The following is a 19,217-nucleotide window of genomic DNA, read 5'->3' as shown; positions in this document are numbered from 1 at the left end:
GTACCACTCGTGCTGACCTGCCGAAGGGCCAACGCGACGGGGTACGGATTTCATCCCGTCGCAACAATCGGGCCGGCCGCGGCGGCATCCACAGGTGGCACCCAGCCTCAGCACAGCCCGCGCCCACACCGCACCGGCACCGTGCACGGGTGACCACCGCGACCGAACCCCACTCCCAGGCCCCCGTCCCGCCACCGCCCACGGCCCCGCCCGCGGCGCACCGCGCTCCGCGCTGGTCGCTGCCGGCGCTCCTCGCGATCCTCGTGCCGGCCGGGGTCCTGTACTCCTGGAACCTCTCCGCCGGCGGCCTCAACAGCTTCTACAGCGCCGCCGTCTACAGCGGCACGCAGAGCTGGAAGGCATGGTTCTTCGGCTCCATCGACGCGGGCAACTTCCTGACGGTGGACAAGCCGCCGTTCGCCCTCATGGCGATGGGCCTGTCCTGCCGGGTCCTCGGCTTCGGCACCTGGCAGATGATGCTGCCGCAGGTCGGCGCCGCGCTCGGCACGATCTGGATCCTGCACGCGTCGGTGAAGCGGGTCTGGGGGCATGCGGCCGCCGCCGTCGCCGCGCTGGTCCTCGCGCTCACCCCGATCACGGTCGCCATCAACCGCGACAACAACCCGGACACCCTCCTGGTGCTGCTGATGGTGGGCGGCGCGGCCCTCGCGCTGCGCGCCACCCGCACCGGCAGGCTGCTCCCGCTGCTCGCCTCGGCGGTCTGCTTCGGCCTGGCGTTCAACACGAAGATGCTCCAGGGCTACATCGCGCTGCCCGCGGTCCTCGGCGTCTACCTCTACGCCTGCCACCTGGGGTGGCGCAGGAAGGTCCGGAACCTGGCGCTCGCCGCCGTGGTGCTCGCCGTCTCCAGCTTCTGGTGGGCGACGGCCGTCTCGCTGACCCCGGCCGGCGACCGCCCCTACATCGGCGGTTCGACGGACGGCTCCGCCTGGGACCTGATCCTCGGCTACAACGGCCTGGGCCGGGTGCTGGGCGGCGAGGGCAACGGCGGGGGGTGGTGGCGGCATGGGCGGCGGCGGTTTCTCCGGCGCCGCGGGGCTCGGCCGGCTCTTCAACGACATCCTGGGCGGTCAGATCTCCTGGCTGATCCCGTTCGCGGCGATCGCCCTCGCCGGCGGCCTGGTGCTGCGCGGCCGGGTGCCGCGCACCGACCCGGCGCGGGCCGCGCTGCTGCTGTGGGGCGGGTGGCTGGTGCTGCACTACGGCACGTTCGCGACGGCCGAGGGCACCATGCACCCGTACTACACGACGGCGGTCGCGCCGGGTGTCGCGGCACTGTGCGGAGGCGGCGGTGTGATGCTGCTGCGCGCCTTCCGCACGGACCGGCGCTGGGCGTGGGTGCTCCCGGTCGCCCTCGGCGCGACGGGGATCTGGGCGGTCGTGCTGCTGCGGCGGGCCTCCGGCTGGAACGGGTGGCTGTGGCCGGTGGTCGCGCTCGTCATGGCCGCCGCCATCGCGGGCCTGCTCGTCTTCCGGACGGCGTCGGGTACGCGGCTGAAATTCTTCGCGGCGGCCGTGGCGGCGGCGGTCGTCGCGGCGGTGGCGGGCCCGGCGGCGTACGCCGGGGCCACGACGTTCTCCTCCGGCGCCGGTGGCGGCATGGGCGGGACGAACCCGACGGCCGGGCCCTCGACGGGCGGCGGCATGGGCGGCCCCGGCGGCCGGCCCGGCGGCGGCCGCGGCGGCTTCCCCGGCGGGGAGCAGCCGGGCGGCGGGCAGGGGCAGGCCTCGGGCCGGGCAGGCCAGGAAGGCGGCGTGCCGGGCCAGGGCGGCCAGGACGGCGGCGCGCCGGGCGAGAGCGGCCAGGAGGGCGGCTTCACGCCCCCCGACGGCGCGAGCGGTGGCGGCTTCCCGGGCGGCGGCGAGATGCCCGGGGGCGGTCAGGCCGGGGGCGAGATGCCGGGCGGCGGGTTCTCCGGCGGCGGTGAGATGCCCGGCGGCGAGACGCCGGGCGGTGAGCGGGGCGGCTCGGGGGGCGGCGCCCAGGAGAGCGGCGGCCGGCCCGCCGCGGGCATGGGCGGCGGCATGGGCGGCAGCGTCGACAGCGACCTGGTGGCGTACCTGGAGAAGCACCAGGACGGCGCGGAGTGGCTGCTCGCGGTCTCGAACTCGCAGTCCGCGGCACAGCTCGTCCTCAGCACCAAGAAGCCCGTGATCTCCATGTACGGCTTCACCGGCTCCGACAAGGGCATGACCGTGGCCAAGCTGAAGAAGCTGGTCAAGAGCGGCAAGTTGCACTACATCCAGGTCGGCGAGGGCGGCATGGGCGGCGGCAACGACGCCTCCACGGCGGTCACCGCATGGGTGAAGAAGCACGGCGCGGCGGTGAAGGAGAGCGCGTACAAGACGTCGTCCGACGACAAGGACACGGACACCGGCTCATCCGGGTCGAGCGAGGCGGCCTCCGTCTACCGACTGGACGCGTCAGACGTCTCCTGACCCCCTCCGGCGGAACTCCCGTCCGCACAACGGCCCCTGACGCTGCGTCAGGGGCCGTTTCCGACACACGATCGACGCCGGGCATTCACCCAATCTCTACGTGTTCATGCCACGCTCCCGTTCACCCGGTCAACCCGCGTAGAACGGACGGACACCCCCCATGCCCGGAACCCCCATACGCACCATCGCCCTCACGGCCGCCGGCCTGCTCGCCGCGGTCACGCTGCCCACGGCCACCGCGAGCCCGGCCGCCGCGACCACCACCGCGTACGACGCCACGTACTACAAGAACGCGGTCGGCAAGACCGGCGCGAGCCTCAAGTCCTCGCTGCACACGATCATCAGCAGCCAGACCAAGATCTCCTACTCGGCGGTCTGGAACGCGCTGATGGCCACCGACCAGGACCCGAACAACAGCAACAACGTGATCCTGCTGTACAGCGGCGTCTCCCGCGCCAAGTCCCTGAACGGCGGCGACGTCGGCGACTGGAACCGCGAGCACACCTGGGCCAAGTCCCACGGCGACTTCGGCGAGGCGACCGGCCCCGGCACCGACCTGCACCACCTGCGCCCCGCCGACGTCCAGGTCAACGGCGTGCGCGGCAACAAGGACTTCGACAACGGCGGCATCGCCGTGGCGGGCGGCGGGGGCAGCCTCACCGACTCCGACTCCTTCGAGCCGCGCGACGCGGACAAGGGCGACGTGGCCCGCATGATCCTCTACATGGCCGTGCGCTACGACGGCGGCGACGGCTTCGCCGACCTGGAGCCCAACGAGAAGGTCAGCAACGGCAGCGCCCCTAACATCGGCAAGCTCTCCGTACTGAAGCAGTGGAGCGACGAGGACCCGCCCAGCGCCTTCGAGGAGAAGCGCAACCAGGTCATCTACGACACCTACCAGCACAACCGCAACCCGTTCATCGACCACCCCGAGTGGGTCGAGGCGATCTGGTAGTCGCGGACCGTGCCCGTGGCCGGACCGGGCCTCGGCGTCAGCCCCCGTACAGTTCCGGCCTGCGGTCCGTGAAGACGTTGTTGTGGGGGCCGAGGCGTTTGTCGCGGGCCCGGTCGAGGTCGCAGGCGGCGAGCAGGAGCGTGGGGTCCGCGGCCGGGGTGTGCCCGGCCAGCGGGAAGCCGTCGGGGTCGGTGATCAGGGAGCCGCCGGTCCAGCGCACCCCGCGTTCGTCGCCCACGCGGTCGCAGGCGGCGACGTACATACGGTTCACGGCGGCGTCGGCCTGGACGCGGACGGCCTCGGCGGGGCGTTCGCCGGCCGGGCGCGGGAAGAGCGGCCAGTTGACCGGGGCGCAGAGCAGTTCGGTGCCGGCCAGGGCGGCGAGCCGTACCCACTCGGGGAATTCGAGGTCGTAGCAGATCATGACGCCGATGCGGCCGACGCCCTCGACGGCGACGACCGGGGGCCGCTCGTCGCCCGGCACGAAGAAGTCCTTCTCCGTGCCGAAGAGGTGCGCCTTGCGGTAGACGGCGCGCAGCGTACCGGTCGCGTCGATGACGACGGCCGAGTTGCGCACCAGGCCGTCCGCGTCGAGTTCGGCCAGGCCCGCGACGAGCGTGACGCCGCGGCGCCGGGCCGCCGCCGACCACGCGGTGACGGTCGGCCCGTCGACGGGCTCGGCGAGCGCCCGTGCCTCGGCGGCGTCCGCGAACACGTAACCGCTGTTGGCGAGTTCGGGAAGCACGAGGACGCGCGCACCGGCGTCCGCGGCGGCCTCGACGGCCGCTTCGGCGGCGGCGAGGTTCGCCGCCACGTCGCCCACCCGGAGGGCGAGCTGGGCACAGGCCACGGTCGTCGTCACGGCGTCTCCCGCGTCGGGCTCGTGGGGGCCGGGCTCGTGTGGGTCGGGGCGAACATGCGCAGCACGGCCGGGAGCACCACGAGGTGCGGGCCCGGCGTGGTCAGCGCCTTGGTGAGATCGTCGCGGAGCGTCTGCGGGCTCGTCCGCACCCCCGGCACGCCGAACGACTCGGCGAGGGCCACGAAGTCCGGCCGGGCCAGCTCCGTCGCCGTGGGCTCGCCGAAGGCGTCCGTCATGTACTCGCGCAGGATGCCGTAGCCGCCGTCGTCCACGATCAGCCAGGTGACGTCCAGGTCGTGCTGGCGCGCGGTGGCGAGCTCCGCGATGGAGTACAGGGCGCCGCCGTCGCCGGAGACGGCGAGGACGGGCCCGGTGGGGTCGGCGGCGGCCGCGCCGAGCGCCGCGGGGAAGCCGTAGCCGAGGCCGCCCGCGCCCTGCGCCGAGTGCATCGCGCCCGGCCACGCCGACCAGGCCCAGTAGGCGAGGATCGTCATGTCCCAGAAGGAGGGGGCGCCGGCCGGGAGCGCGTCCCGCACGGCGGCCAGCACCTGCTGTTCCAGGGTGAGTTCCTGCGCGTCGATGCGCTCCCGCACGGCGGCCAGGACCTGGGCCACGCGCTGCGGCGCCTTCTCGTCCGGGCGTTCCGCGACCGTCTCCAGCAGGGCCTGGAGGGCGAGGCGGGCGTCCGCGTGGATGCCGAGGGCGGGGTGGTTGGACTCCAGCTTGCCCGCGTCGGCCTCGATCTGGATCACCCGGCCGCGCGGCGCGAACGTGTGGTAGTTCGAGGAGAGTTCGCCGAGGCCCGAGCCGACGACGAGCAGGACGTCGGCGTCCTCCAGGAAGTCGGTGGTGTGCCGGTCCTCCAGCCATGACTGGAGGGACAGGGGGTGGTTCCAGGGGAAGGCGCCCTTGCCGCCGAAGGTGGTGACGACGGGCGCGCCGATCCGCTCGGCGAGCGCGCGGAGCTTGCCCGCGGCGTCGGCGCGGACGACACCGCCGCCCGCGATGATCGCCGGGCGCTCGGCCCCGGCGAGCAGGTCGGCGGCGACCGCGGTCAGTTCGGGGCGCGGGACCAGGTCGCGGGGGGTCGCGTCCATCGCCGTGACGACGGGCAGCGTCGTGGGCGCGAGGAGGACGTCCTGCGGGATCTCCACCCAGACCGGCCCGTGGGGCGCGCTCAGCGCGGACTCCCAGGCGGCGGCCATCGCCGACGGGATCTGGGAGGCGGTGCGCGCGGTGTGGACGGACTTGACCACGTCCCGGAACGAGGCCTGCTGGTCGCGCAGCTCGTGCAGGTAGCCGTGGCGTCCGCCGCCCAGTCCGGCGACGGGCACCTGGCTGCCGATGGCGAGTACGGGCGCGGAGGCCGCGGCCGACTCCTGGAGCGCGGCCAGCGACATCAGCGCGCCGGGGCCGGTGGACAGCAGCAGCGGGGCCACCTCTCCGGTGACCCGGCCGTACGCGTCCGCGGCGAAGCCCGCGTTGTTCTCCACGCGCAGGCCGACATAGCGCAGCGTGGAGCGGCGCAGCGCGTCGAACATGCCGAGCGCGTGCTGGCCGGGCAGGCCGAAGACGGTGGAGGCGCCGAGTCCGTGCAGCGTCTCGACGACGAGATCGCCGCCGGTGCGCCCGGGGGGCGGGTTGAGCGCCGCCTCGGTCTGTTCGGCCGTCGGCCGCAGTTCCAGGTCGTGGTCGTGGGTCATGGGGTGCGTGCCTCCGCGATCTGCGCCCGTGTGGTTCGCCCGCCCCGCTTCCGCGCGGGGGCCGGACGTCCTGCTCGTCCGGCCGCGGGCCCGGGGGCCGTCTCCCAGGAGACCACAGCCGGGCCGCGGCCCGCCGTCACGGGGTACGTGCCTGCGCGATCTGCCGGGACATGATCGTCGTCAGCTCGTACGCGGTGTGCGACGCGGCGACGGCGGTGATCTCGGCGTGGTCGTAGGCCGGCGCGACCTCGACGACATCGGCCGAGACGAGGTTGCAGGAGGCCAGGCCGCGCAGGATCTCCAGGAGCTCGCGGGAGGTCATGCCGCCCGCCTCGGGCGTGCCGGTGCCGGGCGCGTGGGCCGGGTCGAGGCAGTCGATGTCGATGGAGATGTACAGCGGGCGGTCGCCGATGCGCTGGCGCAGCTGGTCGGCGACCTCGTCGGCGCCGCGCCGGTAGACGTCGGCGGAGGTGACGATGCCGAAGCCCATCTTCTCGTCGTCGGTGAGGTCCTGCTTGCCGTAGAGCGGGCCGCGGGTGCCGACGTGGGAGAGGGCCGAGGTGTCGAGGATGCCCTCCTCCACCGCGCGGCGGAACGGCGTGCCGTGCGTGTACTCGGCGCCGAAGTAGGTGTCCCAGGTGTCGAGGTGCGCGTCGAAGTGGAGCAGCGCGACCGGGCCGTGCTTCTTGGCGACGGAGCGCAGCAGCGGCAGCGCGATGGTGTGGTCGCCGCCGAGCGTCATCATGCGGGCGCCGGAGGCGAGCAGGTCGTCGGCGGCGGCCTCGATGGTGTCGACGGCCTCGTTGATGTCGAACGGGTTCGCGGCGATGTCCCCGGCGTCGGCGACCTGGGCGAGCGCGAACGGGGAGGCGTCCTGCGCCGGGTTGTAGGGGCGCAGCAGCCGGGAGGCCTCGCGGATCGCGTTGCCGCCGAAGCGGGCGCCGGGCCGGTAGGAGACGCCGGTGTCGAAGGGCACGCCGACCACGGCCACGTCCGCCGCGGCGACCTCGTCCAGGCGCGGCAGCCGGGCGAAGGTGGCGGGGCCCGCGTAGCGCGGGACGCGGGAGGAGTCGACCGGTCCGACGGCACCGGTGGGGCCGGTGGGAACGCGGGGCGTCTCGTTGCTGGTCATGGGGTGTGTGCCTGCTTTCGGACGAGGGTTACGAGGCGGTGGGGGCGTGCTCGGGGGCCGGCGTCTCGCCGGCGCGTCCGGCGAGACGCTCGCGCCAGTGGGCGAGGACCGAGGCGTCGGTGGGCCGGGTGGCCAGGGAGACGACGGCATAGGTGACGAGGGAGGCGATCAGGCCGTAGTAGACGGGCTCGTTGGCGAGGATGCCGTAGTGCCACATCAGGCCGATGACGCCCAGGCCGCCGACCACGACGGAGGCGAGGGCGCCCTCGGCGGTGCCACGCTTCCACAGCAGTCCGCCGAGGATCGGCACGAGCAGCCCGGCGACGAGGAGGTTGTAGGCGACGGTCAGCGCCTCGACCACGTCGTTGAGCGCGATGGCGGTGACGATGGTGGCGGCGCCCATGACGAGGATGAAGGCGCGGTTACCCTTGATCTCGTCGTGCTCGTCCGCGCCCGTGCCGGCCGCCCGGCCGCGCAGCCGCTTCCAGATGTCGTTGTTGGCGACGGTGGCGCAGGCGATCAGGGCGCCGGAGGAGGTCGACATGACGGCGGCGAGCGCGGCGGCGAGGACCAGGCCGCGGACGCCGACGGGCAGTTCGTCCTTGACGATCCGGGCGAACGCCTCGTCGGCGCTGCCCAGCCCGGTCGGGTACATGACCTTGGCCGCGGTGCCGATCACGGCCCCGCCGATCGCGTAGAGCAGGCAGTAGACGCCGGAGACGGTGCCGCCCCAGCGGGCCACCTTGTCGGTGCGGGCGGTGAACACGCGCTGCCAGATGTCCTGGCCGATGAGCATGCCGAACGTGTAGATCAGCACGTAGGTGAAGATCGTCTCGCCGCCGATGCCCAGCGGGTCGAAGTAGGAGGTGGGCAGCTTCGCCCGCATCTCGCCGAAGCCGCCCGCCTTGACGACGGCGACGGGCAGCAGGATCAGCAGCACCCCGATCGTCTTGACGACGAACTGCACCATGTCGGTGATGGTGATCGACCACATGCCGCCGAGCGTGGAGTACGCGACCACGATCGCGCCGCCGATGACGATGGCGAGGGTGCGCGGCACGTCGAAGAGGACGTCGAAGATCGTCGCGTAGGCGATGGTGGAGGTGACGGCGAGCATCAGCGTGTACGCCCACATCACGAGCCCGGAGATCAGACCGGCCCGGCCGCCGTAGCGCAGGTCGAGCATCTCGGAGACCGTGTAGACCTTCAGGCGGGCGATCCGCGCCGAGAAGAACAGGGACAGGGCGAGGATGCCCAGGCCGATGGTGAACACCATCCAGGCGCCCGAGAGGCCGTACTGGTAGCCGAGGCCGACGCCGCCGATGGTGGAGGCGCCGCCGAGGACGATCGCGGCCATGGTGCCGGAGTACAGGGCGGGCCCGAGGCGGCGGCCCGCGACGAGGAAGTCGCTCTTGGACTTGGCGCGGCGCATGCCCCACCAGCCCATCGCCAGCATGCCTGCCAAGTAGGCGACGATCACTACGTAGTCGACGGCCATGGGGACGCCCTCCTCTGCCCACCTCAGTGGCGTGTCGTGCGGGGAATGTCCGGCTGCGAAGCGCCCGTGGGCCTTCCGACGACGGGGACATACGCCCGTACCCGCGTCACCGGTCCAGAGAAATCTAGGTGGCCGAAAAGAGTCACTGAAGAGTACGTTTCATCCCGTCGGTTCTCATCCAGTAGAGGATTCATCCACCGTGCCGGTGCCCGCGTCGCCCGTGCCGGGCGCACCTCCCACCCAGGGCGTCCCGCTCGCCGCCCTGCTCGCCCGCAGCGACCTGGGCCTGCGGCAGATCGCCGGGCCCGACGCGGCGGGCGTCCTGGTGCACGGCGCGCACACCTCGGAACTGGCCGACCCGCGCCCGTACCTGCTCGGCGGGGAGCTGCTGCTGACCGCGGGCGTCTTCGCCCCCGAGGACGGCGATTTCGACGCGTACGCCGTCCAGGTCGCCGCCGGTGGTGCGGTGGCCCTGGGCTTCGGAGTGGCACCGGTGCACGACACGGTGCCGGCGGCGCTCGCGGCCGCCTGCGACCGGCACGGGCTGCCGCTCGTCGAGGTGCCGCCGCACACGACGTTCAGCGGCGTCGGCCGGGCCGTGTGGGAGCTGATGGCCCGGGCCCGCCACGTCGAGCTGCGCCGGGTCACCGAGGCACAGCAGGCCCTCGCGTCGGCCGCGGCCAAGGCCGAACCGCTCGCCGCGGTCCTGCACCAGCTCGCCCAGCGCACCGGAGGGTTCACGGTGGCGGTCGGCGCGGACGGGGCGGAGCTGCACCACGCCGGGGTGCGGCCGCCGCGGCCGGCCGCCGAGGCGCTGACGGCCCTGACGGACGTGGTCCGGCCGCGGGCGGACCGGCCGCTGCCGGTGCCGTCGTCCGCGGCGGACTCGGTGGACGGCACGCACCTGTCGGCGTACGCGCTCAGCACGGGCGGCGCCCTCGGTCTCGCGACCCCGGCGCGCACGGCGGGCGACCACACGATCGCGGGCGCGGCGGTCGTCCTGCTGTCGCTGCTGACGGGCGAGCGGCACTCGGCCGACGACACCCGGCGCTCGGCCGCCCTCGTCGGCCTCCTCCTGGGCGCGGACCGCACCGAGGCGGCGGCACAACTGCTCGGTTCCGGCACGTGGCGGGTCGTCCATGCCCGCCCCCACGGCCCGGCGACGCGGCCGCCCGCCCTGGACACCCCGTTCGCCGCGTTCTCCGCCGACGGCACCCCGGCCCGGCTGCTGCTCCCCGCGGACCAGCAGGTCACCCCGTACGAGGGCTGGACGCTCGGCGTCAGCGCCGCCGCCCGCCCCGCCGACCTGCCGCTCGCCGACGCCCAGGCCGCCCGCGCCCTGGCCCGCGCCCGTGCGACCCGCGCCCCGGTCGCCCACCACCGCGCCGACGACGCCCCCGCGCCCACCCTGACCGCGCTCGCCCAGCATCCGGCGCTCCTGGAGACCCTGCGGGTCTGGCTGTCCCTGCACGGCGCGTGGGAGGGCGCGGCGCTCGGTCTCGGCGTGCACCGCAACACCGTGCGGCAGCGGATCGCGCGCTGCGCGTCCCTGCTCGGCGCCGACCTCGACGACCCCGACGTCCGCATGGAGCTGTGGTTCGCGCTGCGGCACACGGCGTGACGGCCGCGGTGCGCCCCGGTCCACCTTGCGGAACCGATCACCGCGGGACGGCCGGCCCTGGGCACAATGGACCCATGCCGATACCCGGGATTCCCAGCGACAGTCCGACCCGTGCCGCCCTGATCGAGCACCTCGTCCGTACCCGCATCGCGGGTGAGGTGGCGACCCCTCGCGAGAACAACCTCTCCCACTACCGCAAGCTCGCGAACGGCGACCGGCACTACTGGCTGGGCCTGGAACTGGGCGACCGCTGGAGCGACGAGCAGGACGTGCTCGCCGTGATGGCCGAGCGCTGCGGCGTCGTCGACGATCCGGAGCACCGGTACGGGCAGGACACCATCGACCCGGAGCTGACCGTCGACGCGCTGGAGCGGATGGCGGCCCGGCTGGCCAAGGCGGCCGAGGACCGGCAGCGCGTCCTGCTGGCCACCGGGCACCCCGGCGGGCTGCTCGACGTGCACCGGGCGACGGCGGCGGCGCTGCGGGCCGCGGGGTGCGAGATCGTGGTGATCCCCGAGGGGCTCGCCACCGAGGAGGGCATGGTCTTCCAGTTCGCCGACGTGGCGATGCTGGAGCGGGGGGCGACGCTGTGGCACACGCACGCGCCCGAGCCGATGACGCGGATCCTGGACGGTCTGGTGCGGGACGGGCGGGGGCTGCCCGATCTCGTCGTCGCCGATCACGGGTGGGCGGGGTGTGCCGCCCAGCGCGGGGTCGACTCCGTCGGGTACGCGGACTGCAACGACCCCGCGCTTTTCGTCGGGGAGGCGGAGGGGACGATGCAGGTCACCGTGCCGCTGGACGACCATGTGACGAGCCCGCGCCACTACGATCCTCTGACGGCCTATTTGCTGGGCGCGGCGGGGTTGCTGGACTAGGCCGCGCTACTACTCGCCGTAGGGGTCACGCCCCATCGCGACCGACCCGCCGTCGTGGCTGGTCGCGCAGTTCCCCGCGCCCCTGAAGGCGCACTACGTGCGCCACCCGTCGTCGGCTACCGGCCCGGTGGGGCTTCTCGCGCCGTTCCCCGCGCCCCTGAGGTGCGCACTGCGTGCGCCACCTCATCGGCCCCATGGGGCTGCGGCGAAGCCGCATGCCTCAGGGGCGCGGGGAACGGCGCGAGCAACCACGACGGCGCGTCGGCCGAACGACTGCCTTCAAGGGGCGCGGGGAACTGCGCGACCAGCCACAGCGGGAGCGCATCCGCACACGCACACCACGCCCCCACGGCGAACCGGCGGCCCTACCAGGGACTCAGCCCCTCCTCACGCCGCTGGGCGAACCCGGGGGTCGGATCCAGGTACACCCGCCGCACCGCAGGAAACCGCTCCTGCAACCGCCGAGCCGCATCCTCACAGGCCCACTCGATCTGCGCGGCGGTGGACGCGTCCCGGAAGTCCACCTTCGCGGCGACGAGCGCCTCCCGGGGCCCCTGCACCAGCGTGGTCAGTTCGAGCACCGCCTCGACGTGCTCCCCGGCGAGCAGCAGGGACCGGATCTCCGCCCGGACGGACTCCGGAAGGGGCCGCCCCACGAGCAGCCGCACATTGGACCGGCCGAGCACCCACGCCACCCAGAGCAGCAGCACCCCGATGCAGAGCGAGGCGATCCCGTCCCACACCCCGGACCCGGTGAGCTGCCCGCCGAGCAGCCCGCCCGCGGCGAGCGCGAGACCGATGAGCGCGGCGCTGTCCTCCAGGACGACGGCCTTCACGGCGGTGTCGGGCGTGTGCTTCAGATACGTACCGACGGGCGCCCGGTACCGCGCCGCCTCCCCCCGCGCCTGCCGGACGGCCGTCCGCAGCGAGAACCCCTCCAGCAGGCAGGCGATCGCCAGGACGATGTACGAGACCAGCGGGTCGCCGAGGTCCTCGCCCGCGACGAGCGTGTGGACGCCGTCGTACAGGGAGAAGACGGCGCCGCCGACGAACGTGGCGACGGCGGCGAGCAGCGCCCACACGTAGCGCTCGCCGCCGTGGCCGAGGGGGTGGTCCTCGTCGGCGGGTTTCTCGCTGCGCTTCAGGGCGGTGAGCAGGAGCAGTTCGGTGATGGTGTCGGCGAAGGAGTGCGCGGCCTCGGAGAGCATCGCGCTGGAGCCGCTGATGACGCCGGCGACCGCCTTGGCGAGGGCGATGCCCAGGTTGGCCGCGGCGGCGACGATCACGGTGAGGACGCTCTCCCCGCCCGCGGCTCCCTCGTCCTCGGCTGCTCCCCCGGCCCCCGCGCCCGCATTCCGTGCATCCATGTACCGGACGTTATGTCCGTTCAGCGCGGAACGCGAACGACGCCTTCCTGGATGACGGTGATCGCGAGCTGCCCGTCCCGGGTGTAGATCCGGGCCTGTCCGAGCCCCCGGCCGCCGGACGCGGAGGGCGACTCCTGGTCGTAGAGCAGCCATTCGTCGGCGCGGAACGGCCGGTGGAACCACATGGCGTGGTCGAGGGAGGCGCCGACCACGTCCCCGACGGCCCAGCCGCCGCGCCCGTGCGCGAGCAGCACGGAGTCGAGGAGGGTCATGTCGGAGACGTACGTGGCGAGGCAGACGTGCAGCAGGTGGGCGTCGGCCTCGGTGGCGCCGTCGAGCTTGCCGTTGGTGCGGAACCAGACCTGGGAGCGCGGCGGCTGCGGCTCGCCCACGAAGGCGAACGGCGGCGCGTCGGCGTAGCGCAGGTCGACGGCCTCGCGGGCTTCGAGGAGCCGGTCGACGACACCGGGGTCGACGAAGGCGCAGGCGTGGCGCGGCAGCAGCTCGGCGGCGGTGGGCAGCGTCTCCGGGTCGGGCGCGGCCGGCATGGGGGCCTGGTGGTCGAGCCCCTCCTCGTACGTCTGGAAGGACGCGGAGAGGTGGAAGATCGGCTGACCGTGCTGGATGGCGACGACGCGCCGGGTGGTGAAGGAGCGGCCGTCCCTGATCCGGTCCACGGTGTAGACGATGGGCGCGCCGGGGTCCCCCGCGACGAGGAAGTAGGCGTGCAGGGAGTGGGCGTGCCGGTCCGCCGGGACCGTGCGCCCGGCGGCGACGAGGGCCTGCGCGGCCACCTGTCCGCCGAAGACGCGCGGGACGACGGCGGACCGGGACTGGCCGCGGAAGACGTCCTGCTCGATCCGCTCCAGGTCGAGCAGATCGAGCAGGGACTGAAGTGCCTTGTTCATGAAGGTCAGTTGTACTTAATGGACGCGTCGGCCGGGTTACAGGCCCATGTTCTTCGCGATGATCATCTTCATGACCTCGCTGGTGCCGCCGTAGATGCGGTTGACCCGGTTGTCCGCGTAGAGCCGGGCGATCGGGTACTCGTTCATGAAGCCGTAGCCGCCGTGGAGCTGGAGGCAGCGGTCGATGACGCGGTGGGCGACCTCGGTGCAGAACAGCTTCGCGGAGGCGGCCTCGGCGGCCGTCAGCTCACCGGCGTCGAGGGCCTCCAGGGCACGGTCGGCGACGGCCTCGGCGGCGTCCACCTCGGCCTGGCAGGCGGCCAGCTCGAACTTGGTGTTCTGGAAGGAGGCGACCGGCTTGCCGAAGACGGTGCGCTCCTGGACGTACTCCTTGGCGAACCGGACGGCGGCCTTGGCCTGCGCGTACGCGCCGTAGGCGATGCCCCAGCGCTCGGAGGCGAGGTTGGTGCCGAGGTAGCCGAAGCCCTTGTTCTCCTCGCCGAGCAGGTCCTCGGCGGGCACCTTCACGTCGACGAACGCCAGCTCGGCGGTGTCGGAGGTGCGCAGGCCCAGCTTGTCGAGCTTGCGGCCGATGGAGTAGCCCTCGGACTTGGTGTCGACGGCGAACAGGGAGATGCCGAAGCGGCGGTCGTCCTCGCGCGGCGCGGAGGTGCGGGCGCAGACGATGACGCGGTCGGCGTGGACGCCGCCGGTGATGAAGGTCTTGGCGCCGTTGAGCACGTAGTGCGTGCCGTCGTCGGAGAGCTTGGCGGTGGTCTTCATGCCCGCGACGTCGGAGCCGGTGCCCGGCTCGGTCATCGCCAGGGCCCACATCTCCTCGCCGGAGACGAAGTTCGGCAGGTAGCGCTTCTTCTGCTCGTCGGTGGCGAGCATCTTGATGTACGGCAGGGCGAGCAGCACGTGCACGCCGGAGCCGCCGAAGGAGACGCCCGCGCGCGCGGTCTCCTCGTACTGGATGGCCTCGAACTTGTGGGTGTCCAGGCCGGCGCCGTCGTACTCCTCGGGCACGTTGATGCCGAACAGGCCCAGCTCCGCCATCTTGGCGTACAGCTCGCGCGGCACGACGCCCTGCTGGAACCACTCGTCGTAGTGCGGGACGACCTCGGCCTCGATGAAGGCGCGCAGGGTCTCCCGGAACGCCTCGTGGTCCTCATTGAAAACGGTACGGCGCACGGAGAACTCTCCCTCTACGACGGTCTCTGACGGTCTCTACGACGGCTGTGCGGACGGCGGCCACACTACTAAGCGCTTGCTCAGAGGCACGTTACCCGCCAGTTACGTGAGCGTCCAGAGATGCACGTCACTCCGGGGAGCCCGGCGCGGCGGCCGCCGCGAACGCGCCGCGCGCCAGCTTGTGCAGCAGCTCCGCGGTCGCCGCCCGGCCGGGGAGCGAGCTGGGGCGGCTGAGGTGCGGCGTGGAGTTCAGCAGCCCGAAGACCGCATGCACGGCCACGCGCGCGTGCGGCTCCGCGAGGTCCGGGTAGACCGTGCGCACGCACTCCACCCACAGCTCCACGTACTGGCGCTGCAACTGCCGCACCAGCTTGCGGTCGCTGTCGCGCAGCCGGTCCAGCTCCCGGTCGTGCAGCGTGATCAGGTCGCGGTCGTCGAGCGCGAAGTCGATGTGCCCCTCGATGAGCGAGTCGAGCAGCGCCTCGGGACCGTGCGCGGCCTCCGCGACGCGCCGCTTGCCCCCGGTCATCAGCTGCCCGCTGATCCCGACGAGCAGCTCGGCGAGCATCGCGTCCTTGCCCGCGAAGTGCCGGTACAGACCGGGGCCGCTGATGCCGACGGCGGCGCCTATCTCGTCCACCCCGACCCCGTGGAAGCCGCGTTCGGCGAAGAGCCGCGCGGCCTCCTGGAGGATCTGCTCGCGGCGGGTGGGGGCGTCGGTTCTGGTGGCCATGGAAGCAATTCTAGACAGGGAGGTTAGCGACCGTTAACCTGACCGCGAGAGGTTAACGGTCATTAACGTCGGTGGACCCCAGGGGCCGGGTGACCGGTGACCCCAGGGGCCGGGTGAGGAGACCGCAGGATGCACGAGGCACCGGAGCTGTCGAGCGCGGCGGATCCCGCGTCGCAGGCCTGGCGGGCCAACGAGGCGGCCCACCGGGCGCTCGGCGAGGAGCTGCGCGGCAAGCTCGCGGCGGCCCGCCTCGGGGGCGGCGAGAAGGCCAGGGCCCGGCACACCGCGCGCGGAAAGCTGCTGCCGCGCGAGCGCGTGGACTCCCTGCTCGACCCGGGCTCCCCCTTCCTGGAGCTGGCACCGCTGGCGGCGGACGGGATGTACGAGGGACAGGCGCCGGCCGCCGGAGTGATCGCCGGGATCGGCCGGGTCTCCGGCCGCACCTGCGTGATCGTCGCCAATGACGCGACGGTCAAGGGCGGCACGTACTACCCGATGACGGTGAAGAAGCACCTGCGCGCCCAGGAGGTGGCGCTGGAGAACCGGCTGCCGTGCCTCTACCTGGTGGACTCCGGCGGCGCCTTCCTGCCGATGCAGGACGAGGTCTTCCCGGACCGCGAGCACTTCGGGCGGATCTTCTACAACCAGGCGCGGATGTCGGGCGCGGGCATCCCGCAGATCGCGGCGGTGCTGGGCTCGTGCACGGCGGGCGGCGCGTACGTCCCGGCGATGAGCGACGAGGCCGTCATCGTGCGCAATCAGGGCACGATCTTCCTGGGCGGTCCGCCGCTGGTGAAGGCGGCCACGGGCGAGGTGGTGACGGCCGAGGAGCTGGGCGGCGGCGAGGTGCACTCCCGCGTCTCCGGCGTCACCGACCACCTCGCGGAGGACGACGCGCACGCGCTGCGGATCGTGCGGACCATCGTCTCGACGCTGCCGGAGCGCGGCCCGCTGCCGTGGTCGGTGCGGGCGGCCGTGGAGCCGAAGGTCGACCCGGCCGGCCTGTACGGAGCGGTGCCGGTCGACTCGCGCACCCCCTACGACGTCCGGGAGGTCATCGCGCGCGTGGTGGACGGCTCGCGGTTCGCCGAGTTCAAGGCGGAGTTCGGGCAGACGCTGGTCACCGGCTTCGCGCGGATCCACGGCCACCAGGTCGGCATCGTCGCGAACAACGGCATCCTGTTCGCCGAGTCCGCCCAGAAGGGCGCCCACTTCATCGAGCTGTGCGACCAGCGCGGCATCCCGCTGGTCTTCTTGCAGAACATCTCGGGGTTCATGGTCGGCAAGGACTACGAGGCGGGCGGCATCGCCAAGCACGGCGCCAAGATGGTCACGGCGGTGGCGTGCACGCGCGTGCCGAAGCTGACCGTCGTCATCGGCGGCTCGTACGGCGCGGGCAACTACTCGATGTGCGGCCGCGCCTATTCACCGCGCTTCCTGTGGATGTGGCCCGGCGCGAAGATCTCCGTCATGGGCGGCGAGCAGGCCGCGTCGGTGCTCGCCACCGTCAAGCGCGACCAGCTGGAGGCGCGCGGCGAGGAGTGGTCCGCCGAGGACGAGGAGACGTTCAAGTCCCCGGTCCGCGCCCAGTACGAGACGCAGGGCAGCGCCTACTACGCGACGGCCCGCCTCTGGGACGACGGGGTCATCGACCCGACGGAGACCCGCCAGGTCCTCGGCCTGGCCCTGACCGCCTGTGCCCACGCGCCCCTGCCGGAGAAGTCCGGCGGCTTCGGCGTCTTCCGGATGTGACGGCGATGACCACCATGACCGCTACGACCAGGGGAACGACGTTGTTCGAGACGGTACTTGTGGCCAACCGCGGGGAGATCGCCGTCCGCGTGATCCGCACGCTGCGCCAGCTCGGCATCCGCTCGGTGGCCGTGTACAGCGACGCGGACGCGGACGCGCGGCATGTGCGCGAGGCCGACGAGGCGGTGCGGATCGGGCCGCCCCCGGCCACCGAGAGCTACCTGTGCGTGGAGCGGCTGATCGAGGCGGCGGCCAGGACGGGCGCGCAGGCCGTCCACCCGGGCTACGGCTTCCTCGCGGAGAACGCGGGGTTCGCCCGCGCCTGCGAGCAGGCCGGGCTCGTCTTCATCGGCCCCTCCCCGGACGCCATCGCGCTGATGGGCGACAAGATCCGTGCCAAGGAGACCGTGGCCGCGGCCGGTGTGCCGGTGGTCCCGGGCGGCCGGGACCCGGATCTGGCCGGGGCAGCCCGGCAGTTGGGCGCTCCGGTCCTGCTCAAGCCGTCCGCGGGCGGCGGCGGCAAGGGCATGCGCCTGGTCCGCGACCTGACCGCACTGGAGGACGAGATCGCGGCGGCGCGGCGCGAGGCGCGCGCCTCGTTCGGCGACGACATGCTTCTGGTCGAGCGGTGGATCGACCGGCCCCGCCACATCGAGATCCAGGTGCTCGCCGACGCCCACGGCCACGTCGTGCACCTGGGCGAGCGCGAGTGCTCCCTCCAGCGCCGCCACCAGAAGATCGTCGAGGAGGCGCCGAGCGTCCTGCTCGACGAGGCCACGCGCGCGGCGATGGGCGCCGCGGCGGTGGAGGCGGCCCGCAGCTGCGGCTACCGGGGCGCGGGCACGGTGGAGTTCATCGTGCCGGGCGAGGACCCGGGCGCGTACTGCTTCATGGAGATGAACACCCGCCTCCAGGTCGAGCATCCGGTGACCGAGCTGATCACCGGCCTGGACCTGGTCGAGTGGCAGATCCGCGTCGCCGCGGGCGAGCCGCTCCCCTTCGCCCAGGACGACATCACGCTGACCGGGCACGCGGTGGAGGCGCGGCTCTGCGCCGAGGACCCGGCGCGCGGCTTCCTCCCCTCCGGCGGCACGGTCCTCGCCCTGAGCGAGCCGGACGGCGCCGGGGTGCGCACCGACTCGGGCCTCAGCGAGGGCACGGAGGTCTCCTCGCTCTACGACCCGATGCTGGCGAAGGTCATCGCGTACGGCCCCGACCGGGCGACGGCGCTGCGCCGGCTGCGGGCCGCGCTGGCCCGGACGGTGACGCTGGGCGTGCCGACGAACGCGGGGTTCCTGCGCCGCCTGCTGGCCCATCCGGACGTGGTGGCGGGCGCGCTCGACACCGGGCTGGTGGAGCGCGCGGCGGACGGACTCGTCGGCTCCGGGGTCCCGGCGGCGGTGTACGCGGCGGCGGGCGTCCTGCGCCAGGAGCGGCTCGCGCCGCCCCAGGAGGCGGGCTGGTCGGACCCGTTCGCCCGCGCCGACGGCTGGCGCCTGGGCGGCGAACCGGCCTGGACGGTCCACCATCTGCGCGTGCCGGGTCACGACCCGGTCGAGGTGCGGGTGCGCGGCGCCGAGGTCCTGGTCGACGGGGTCCCGGCCGCACCGGCCCGGCTCACCGCGGTGTCCGGCGACTGGCTGGGCCTGGACGGGGACGCCTGGCACGTCCAGGACCACGACCCGGTGGCGGCGAGCCTGACCGGCGCGGGCGCGGGCGGCGCGGGCTCCCTGACGGCGCCGATGCCCGGCACGGTGACGGTGGTGAAGGTGGCGGTGGGCGACGAGGTGAGCGCCGGCCAGAGCCTGCTGGTGGTGGAGGCCATGAAGATGGAGCACGTCATCGCGGCCCCGCACGCGGGAGTGGTGACAGAACTGGACGTGACCCCGGGCACGACGGTGGCGATGGACCAGGTACTGGCCGTGGTGAACCCCTCGGCTGCCGAGCACGAGAGCGCCCCTTCAGGGGCGCGGGGAACCGAGGAGGCGCACAAATGATCCGCCCCCGCCCCACACCAGCCCCGCCAGGGGCGCGGGGAACGGCGCGCCCAGCCACAAGGGACGCGCACCCGCCGGAGACAGGCACCTCCCACGGCGAGGAGGCGGACAAATGACCCGTCCCCGCCCCACACCAGCCCCGCCAGGGGCGCGGGGA

At 73.4% G+C, this 19,217-nt stretch carries 13 protein-coding genes and 1 pseudogene; 6 read left to right on the top strand and 8 right to left on the bottom strand.

Annotation, left to right across the window (positions count from 1 at the left end):
* The first annotated feature begins 149 nt into the window (after nt 1-149).
* Nucleotides 150-2,460, top strand: a pseudogene (locus tag ACIBW6_RS12940) (ArnT family glycosyltransferase).
* Between the two features lie 160 nt (nt 2,461-2,620).
* Nucleotides 2,621-3,415, top strand: a complete 795-nt coding sequence (locus ACIBW6_RS12935) for an endonuclease I family protein (RefSeq protein WP_399059330.1) — start codon at nt 2,621-2,623, stop codon at nt 3,413-3,415.
* A 37-nt stretch (nt 3,416-3,452) separates the two neighbouring features.
* Here the strand turns inward: ACIBW6_RS12935 and ACIBW6_RS12930 are convergent, their stop codons facing one another.
* The 4 genes from ACIBW6_RS12930 to ACIBW6_RS12915 all read right to left on the bottom strand — a co-directional run bounded on the left by ACIBW6_RS12930 (nt 3,453) and on the right by ACIBW6_RS12915 (nt 8,610).
* Entirely contained in the window at nt 3,453-4,277 is an 825-nt protein-coding gene (locus ACIBW6_RS12930; protein WP_399059329.1) for a nitrilase-related carbon-nitrogen hydrolase, read from the bottom strand.
* On the bottom strand, nt 4,274-5,980 hold the full coding sequence (locus tag ACIBW6_RS12925; RefSeq protein WP_399059328.1) for a thiamine pyrophosphate-binding protein: 1,707 nt from the start codon (nt 5,978-5,980) through the stop codon (nt 4,274-4,276). Before ACIBW6_RS12925 ends, ACIBW6_RS12930 begins: the two co-directional genes overlap by 4 nt.
* Nucleotides 5,981-6,116: 136 nt before the next feature.
* Nucleotides 6,117-7,112 (bottom strand): agmatinase, encoded by a 996-nt coding sequence (speB, locus tag ACIBW6_RS12920; protein WP_399059327.1) that lies wholly within the window; start codon nt 7,110-7,112, stop codon nt 6,117-6,119.
* A 28-nt stretch (nt 7,113-7,140) separates the two neighbouring features.
* Nucleotides 7,141-8,610, bottom strand: a complete 1,470-nt coding sequence (locus ACIBW6_RS12915; protein WP_399059326.1) for a sodium:solute symporter — start codon at nt 8,608-8,610, stop codon at nt 7,141-7,143.
* Nucleotides 8,611-8,815: 205 nt separating this feature from the next.
* Here ACIBW6_RS12915 and ACIBW6_RS12910 point away from each other — a divergent pair, with 205 nt between their 5' ends.
* Both ACIBW6_RS12910 and ACIBW6_RS12905 read left to right on the top strand, forming a co-directional pair.
* On the top strand, nt 8,816-10,231 hold the full coding sequence (locus ACIBW6_RS12910; protein ID WP_399059694.1) for a PucR family transcriptional regulator: 1,416 nt from the start codon (nt 8,816-8,818) through the stop codon (nt 10,229-10,231).
* Nucleotides 10,232-10,305: 74 nt separating this feature from the next.
* Nucleotides 10,306-11,109: a phosphatase gene (locus ACIBW6_RS12905; protein ID WP_399059325.1), complete on the top strand. Its 804-nt coding sequence runs from the start codon at nt 10,306-10,308 to the stop codon at nt 11,107-11,109.
* A 365-nt stretch (nt 11,110-11,474) separates the two neighbouring features.
* On the opposite strand, the gene ACIBW6_RS12900 is transcribed toward ACIBW6_RS12905, so the two are convergent.
* The 4 genes from ACIBW6_RS12900 to ACIBW6_RS12885 form a co-directional block, all read right to left on the bottom strand.
* Complete coding sequence (locus ACIBW6_RS12900; protein WP_399059324.1) at nt 11,475-12,476, bottom strand: cation diffusion facilitator family transporter; 1,002 nt, start codon at nt 12,474-12,476, stop codon at nt 11,475-11,477.
* A gap of 20 nt (nt 12,477-12,496) precedes the next feature.
* On the bottom strand, nt 12,497-13,384 hold the full coding sequence (locus ACIBW6_RS12895; protein ID WP_399059323.1) for an acyl-CoA thioesterase: 888 nt from the start codon (nt 13,382-13,384) through the stop codon (nt 12,497-12,499).
* Nucleotides 13,385-13,420: 36 nt separating this feature from the next.
* Entirely contained in the window at nt 13,421-14,578 is a 1,158-nt protein-coding gene (locus ACIBW6_RS12890; protein WP_399059322.1) for an acyl-CoA dehydrogenase family protein, read from the bottom strand.
* 127 nt (nt 14,579-14,705) lie between these two features.
* Nucleotides 14,706-15,311 (bottom strand): TetR/AcrR family transcriptional regulator, encoded by a 606-nt coding sequence (locus ACIBW6_RS12885; RefSeq protein WP_399059321.1) that lies wholly within the window; start codon nt 15,309-15,311, stop codon nt 14,706-14,708.
* A 129-nt stretch (nt 15,312-15,440) separates the two neighbouring features.
* Between ACIBW6_RS12885 and ACIBW6_RS12880 the strand changes: the two genes are divergently transcribed.
* Together ACIBW6_RS12880 and ACIBW6_RS12875 are read left to right on the top strand one after the other, a co-directional pair.
* Complete coding sequence (locus ACIBW6_RS12880) at nt 15,441-17,063, top strand: carboxyl transferase domain-containing protein (protein ID WP_399059319.1); 1,623 nt, start codon at nt 15,441-15,443, stop codon at nt 17,061-17,063.
* Between the two features lie 5 nt (nt 17,064-17,068).
* Entirely contained in the window at nt 17,069-19,060 is a 1,992-nt protein-coding gene (locus ACIBW6_RS12875; RefSeq protein ID WP_399059318.1) for a biotin carboxylase N-terminal domain-containing protein, read from the top strand.
* The last annotated feature ends 157 nt before the right edge of the window (nt 19,061-19,217 follow it).

The organism is Streptomyces sp. NPDC049813 (assembly GCF_044465085.1).
Lineage (GTDB): Bacteria > Actinomycetota > Actinomycetes > Streptomycetales > Streptomycetaceae > Streptomyces.
Note: the sequence above shows the minus strand (reverse complement) of the source record. Positions and strands in the feature narration are given on the sequence as shown.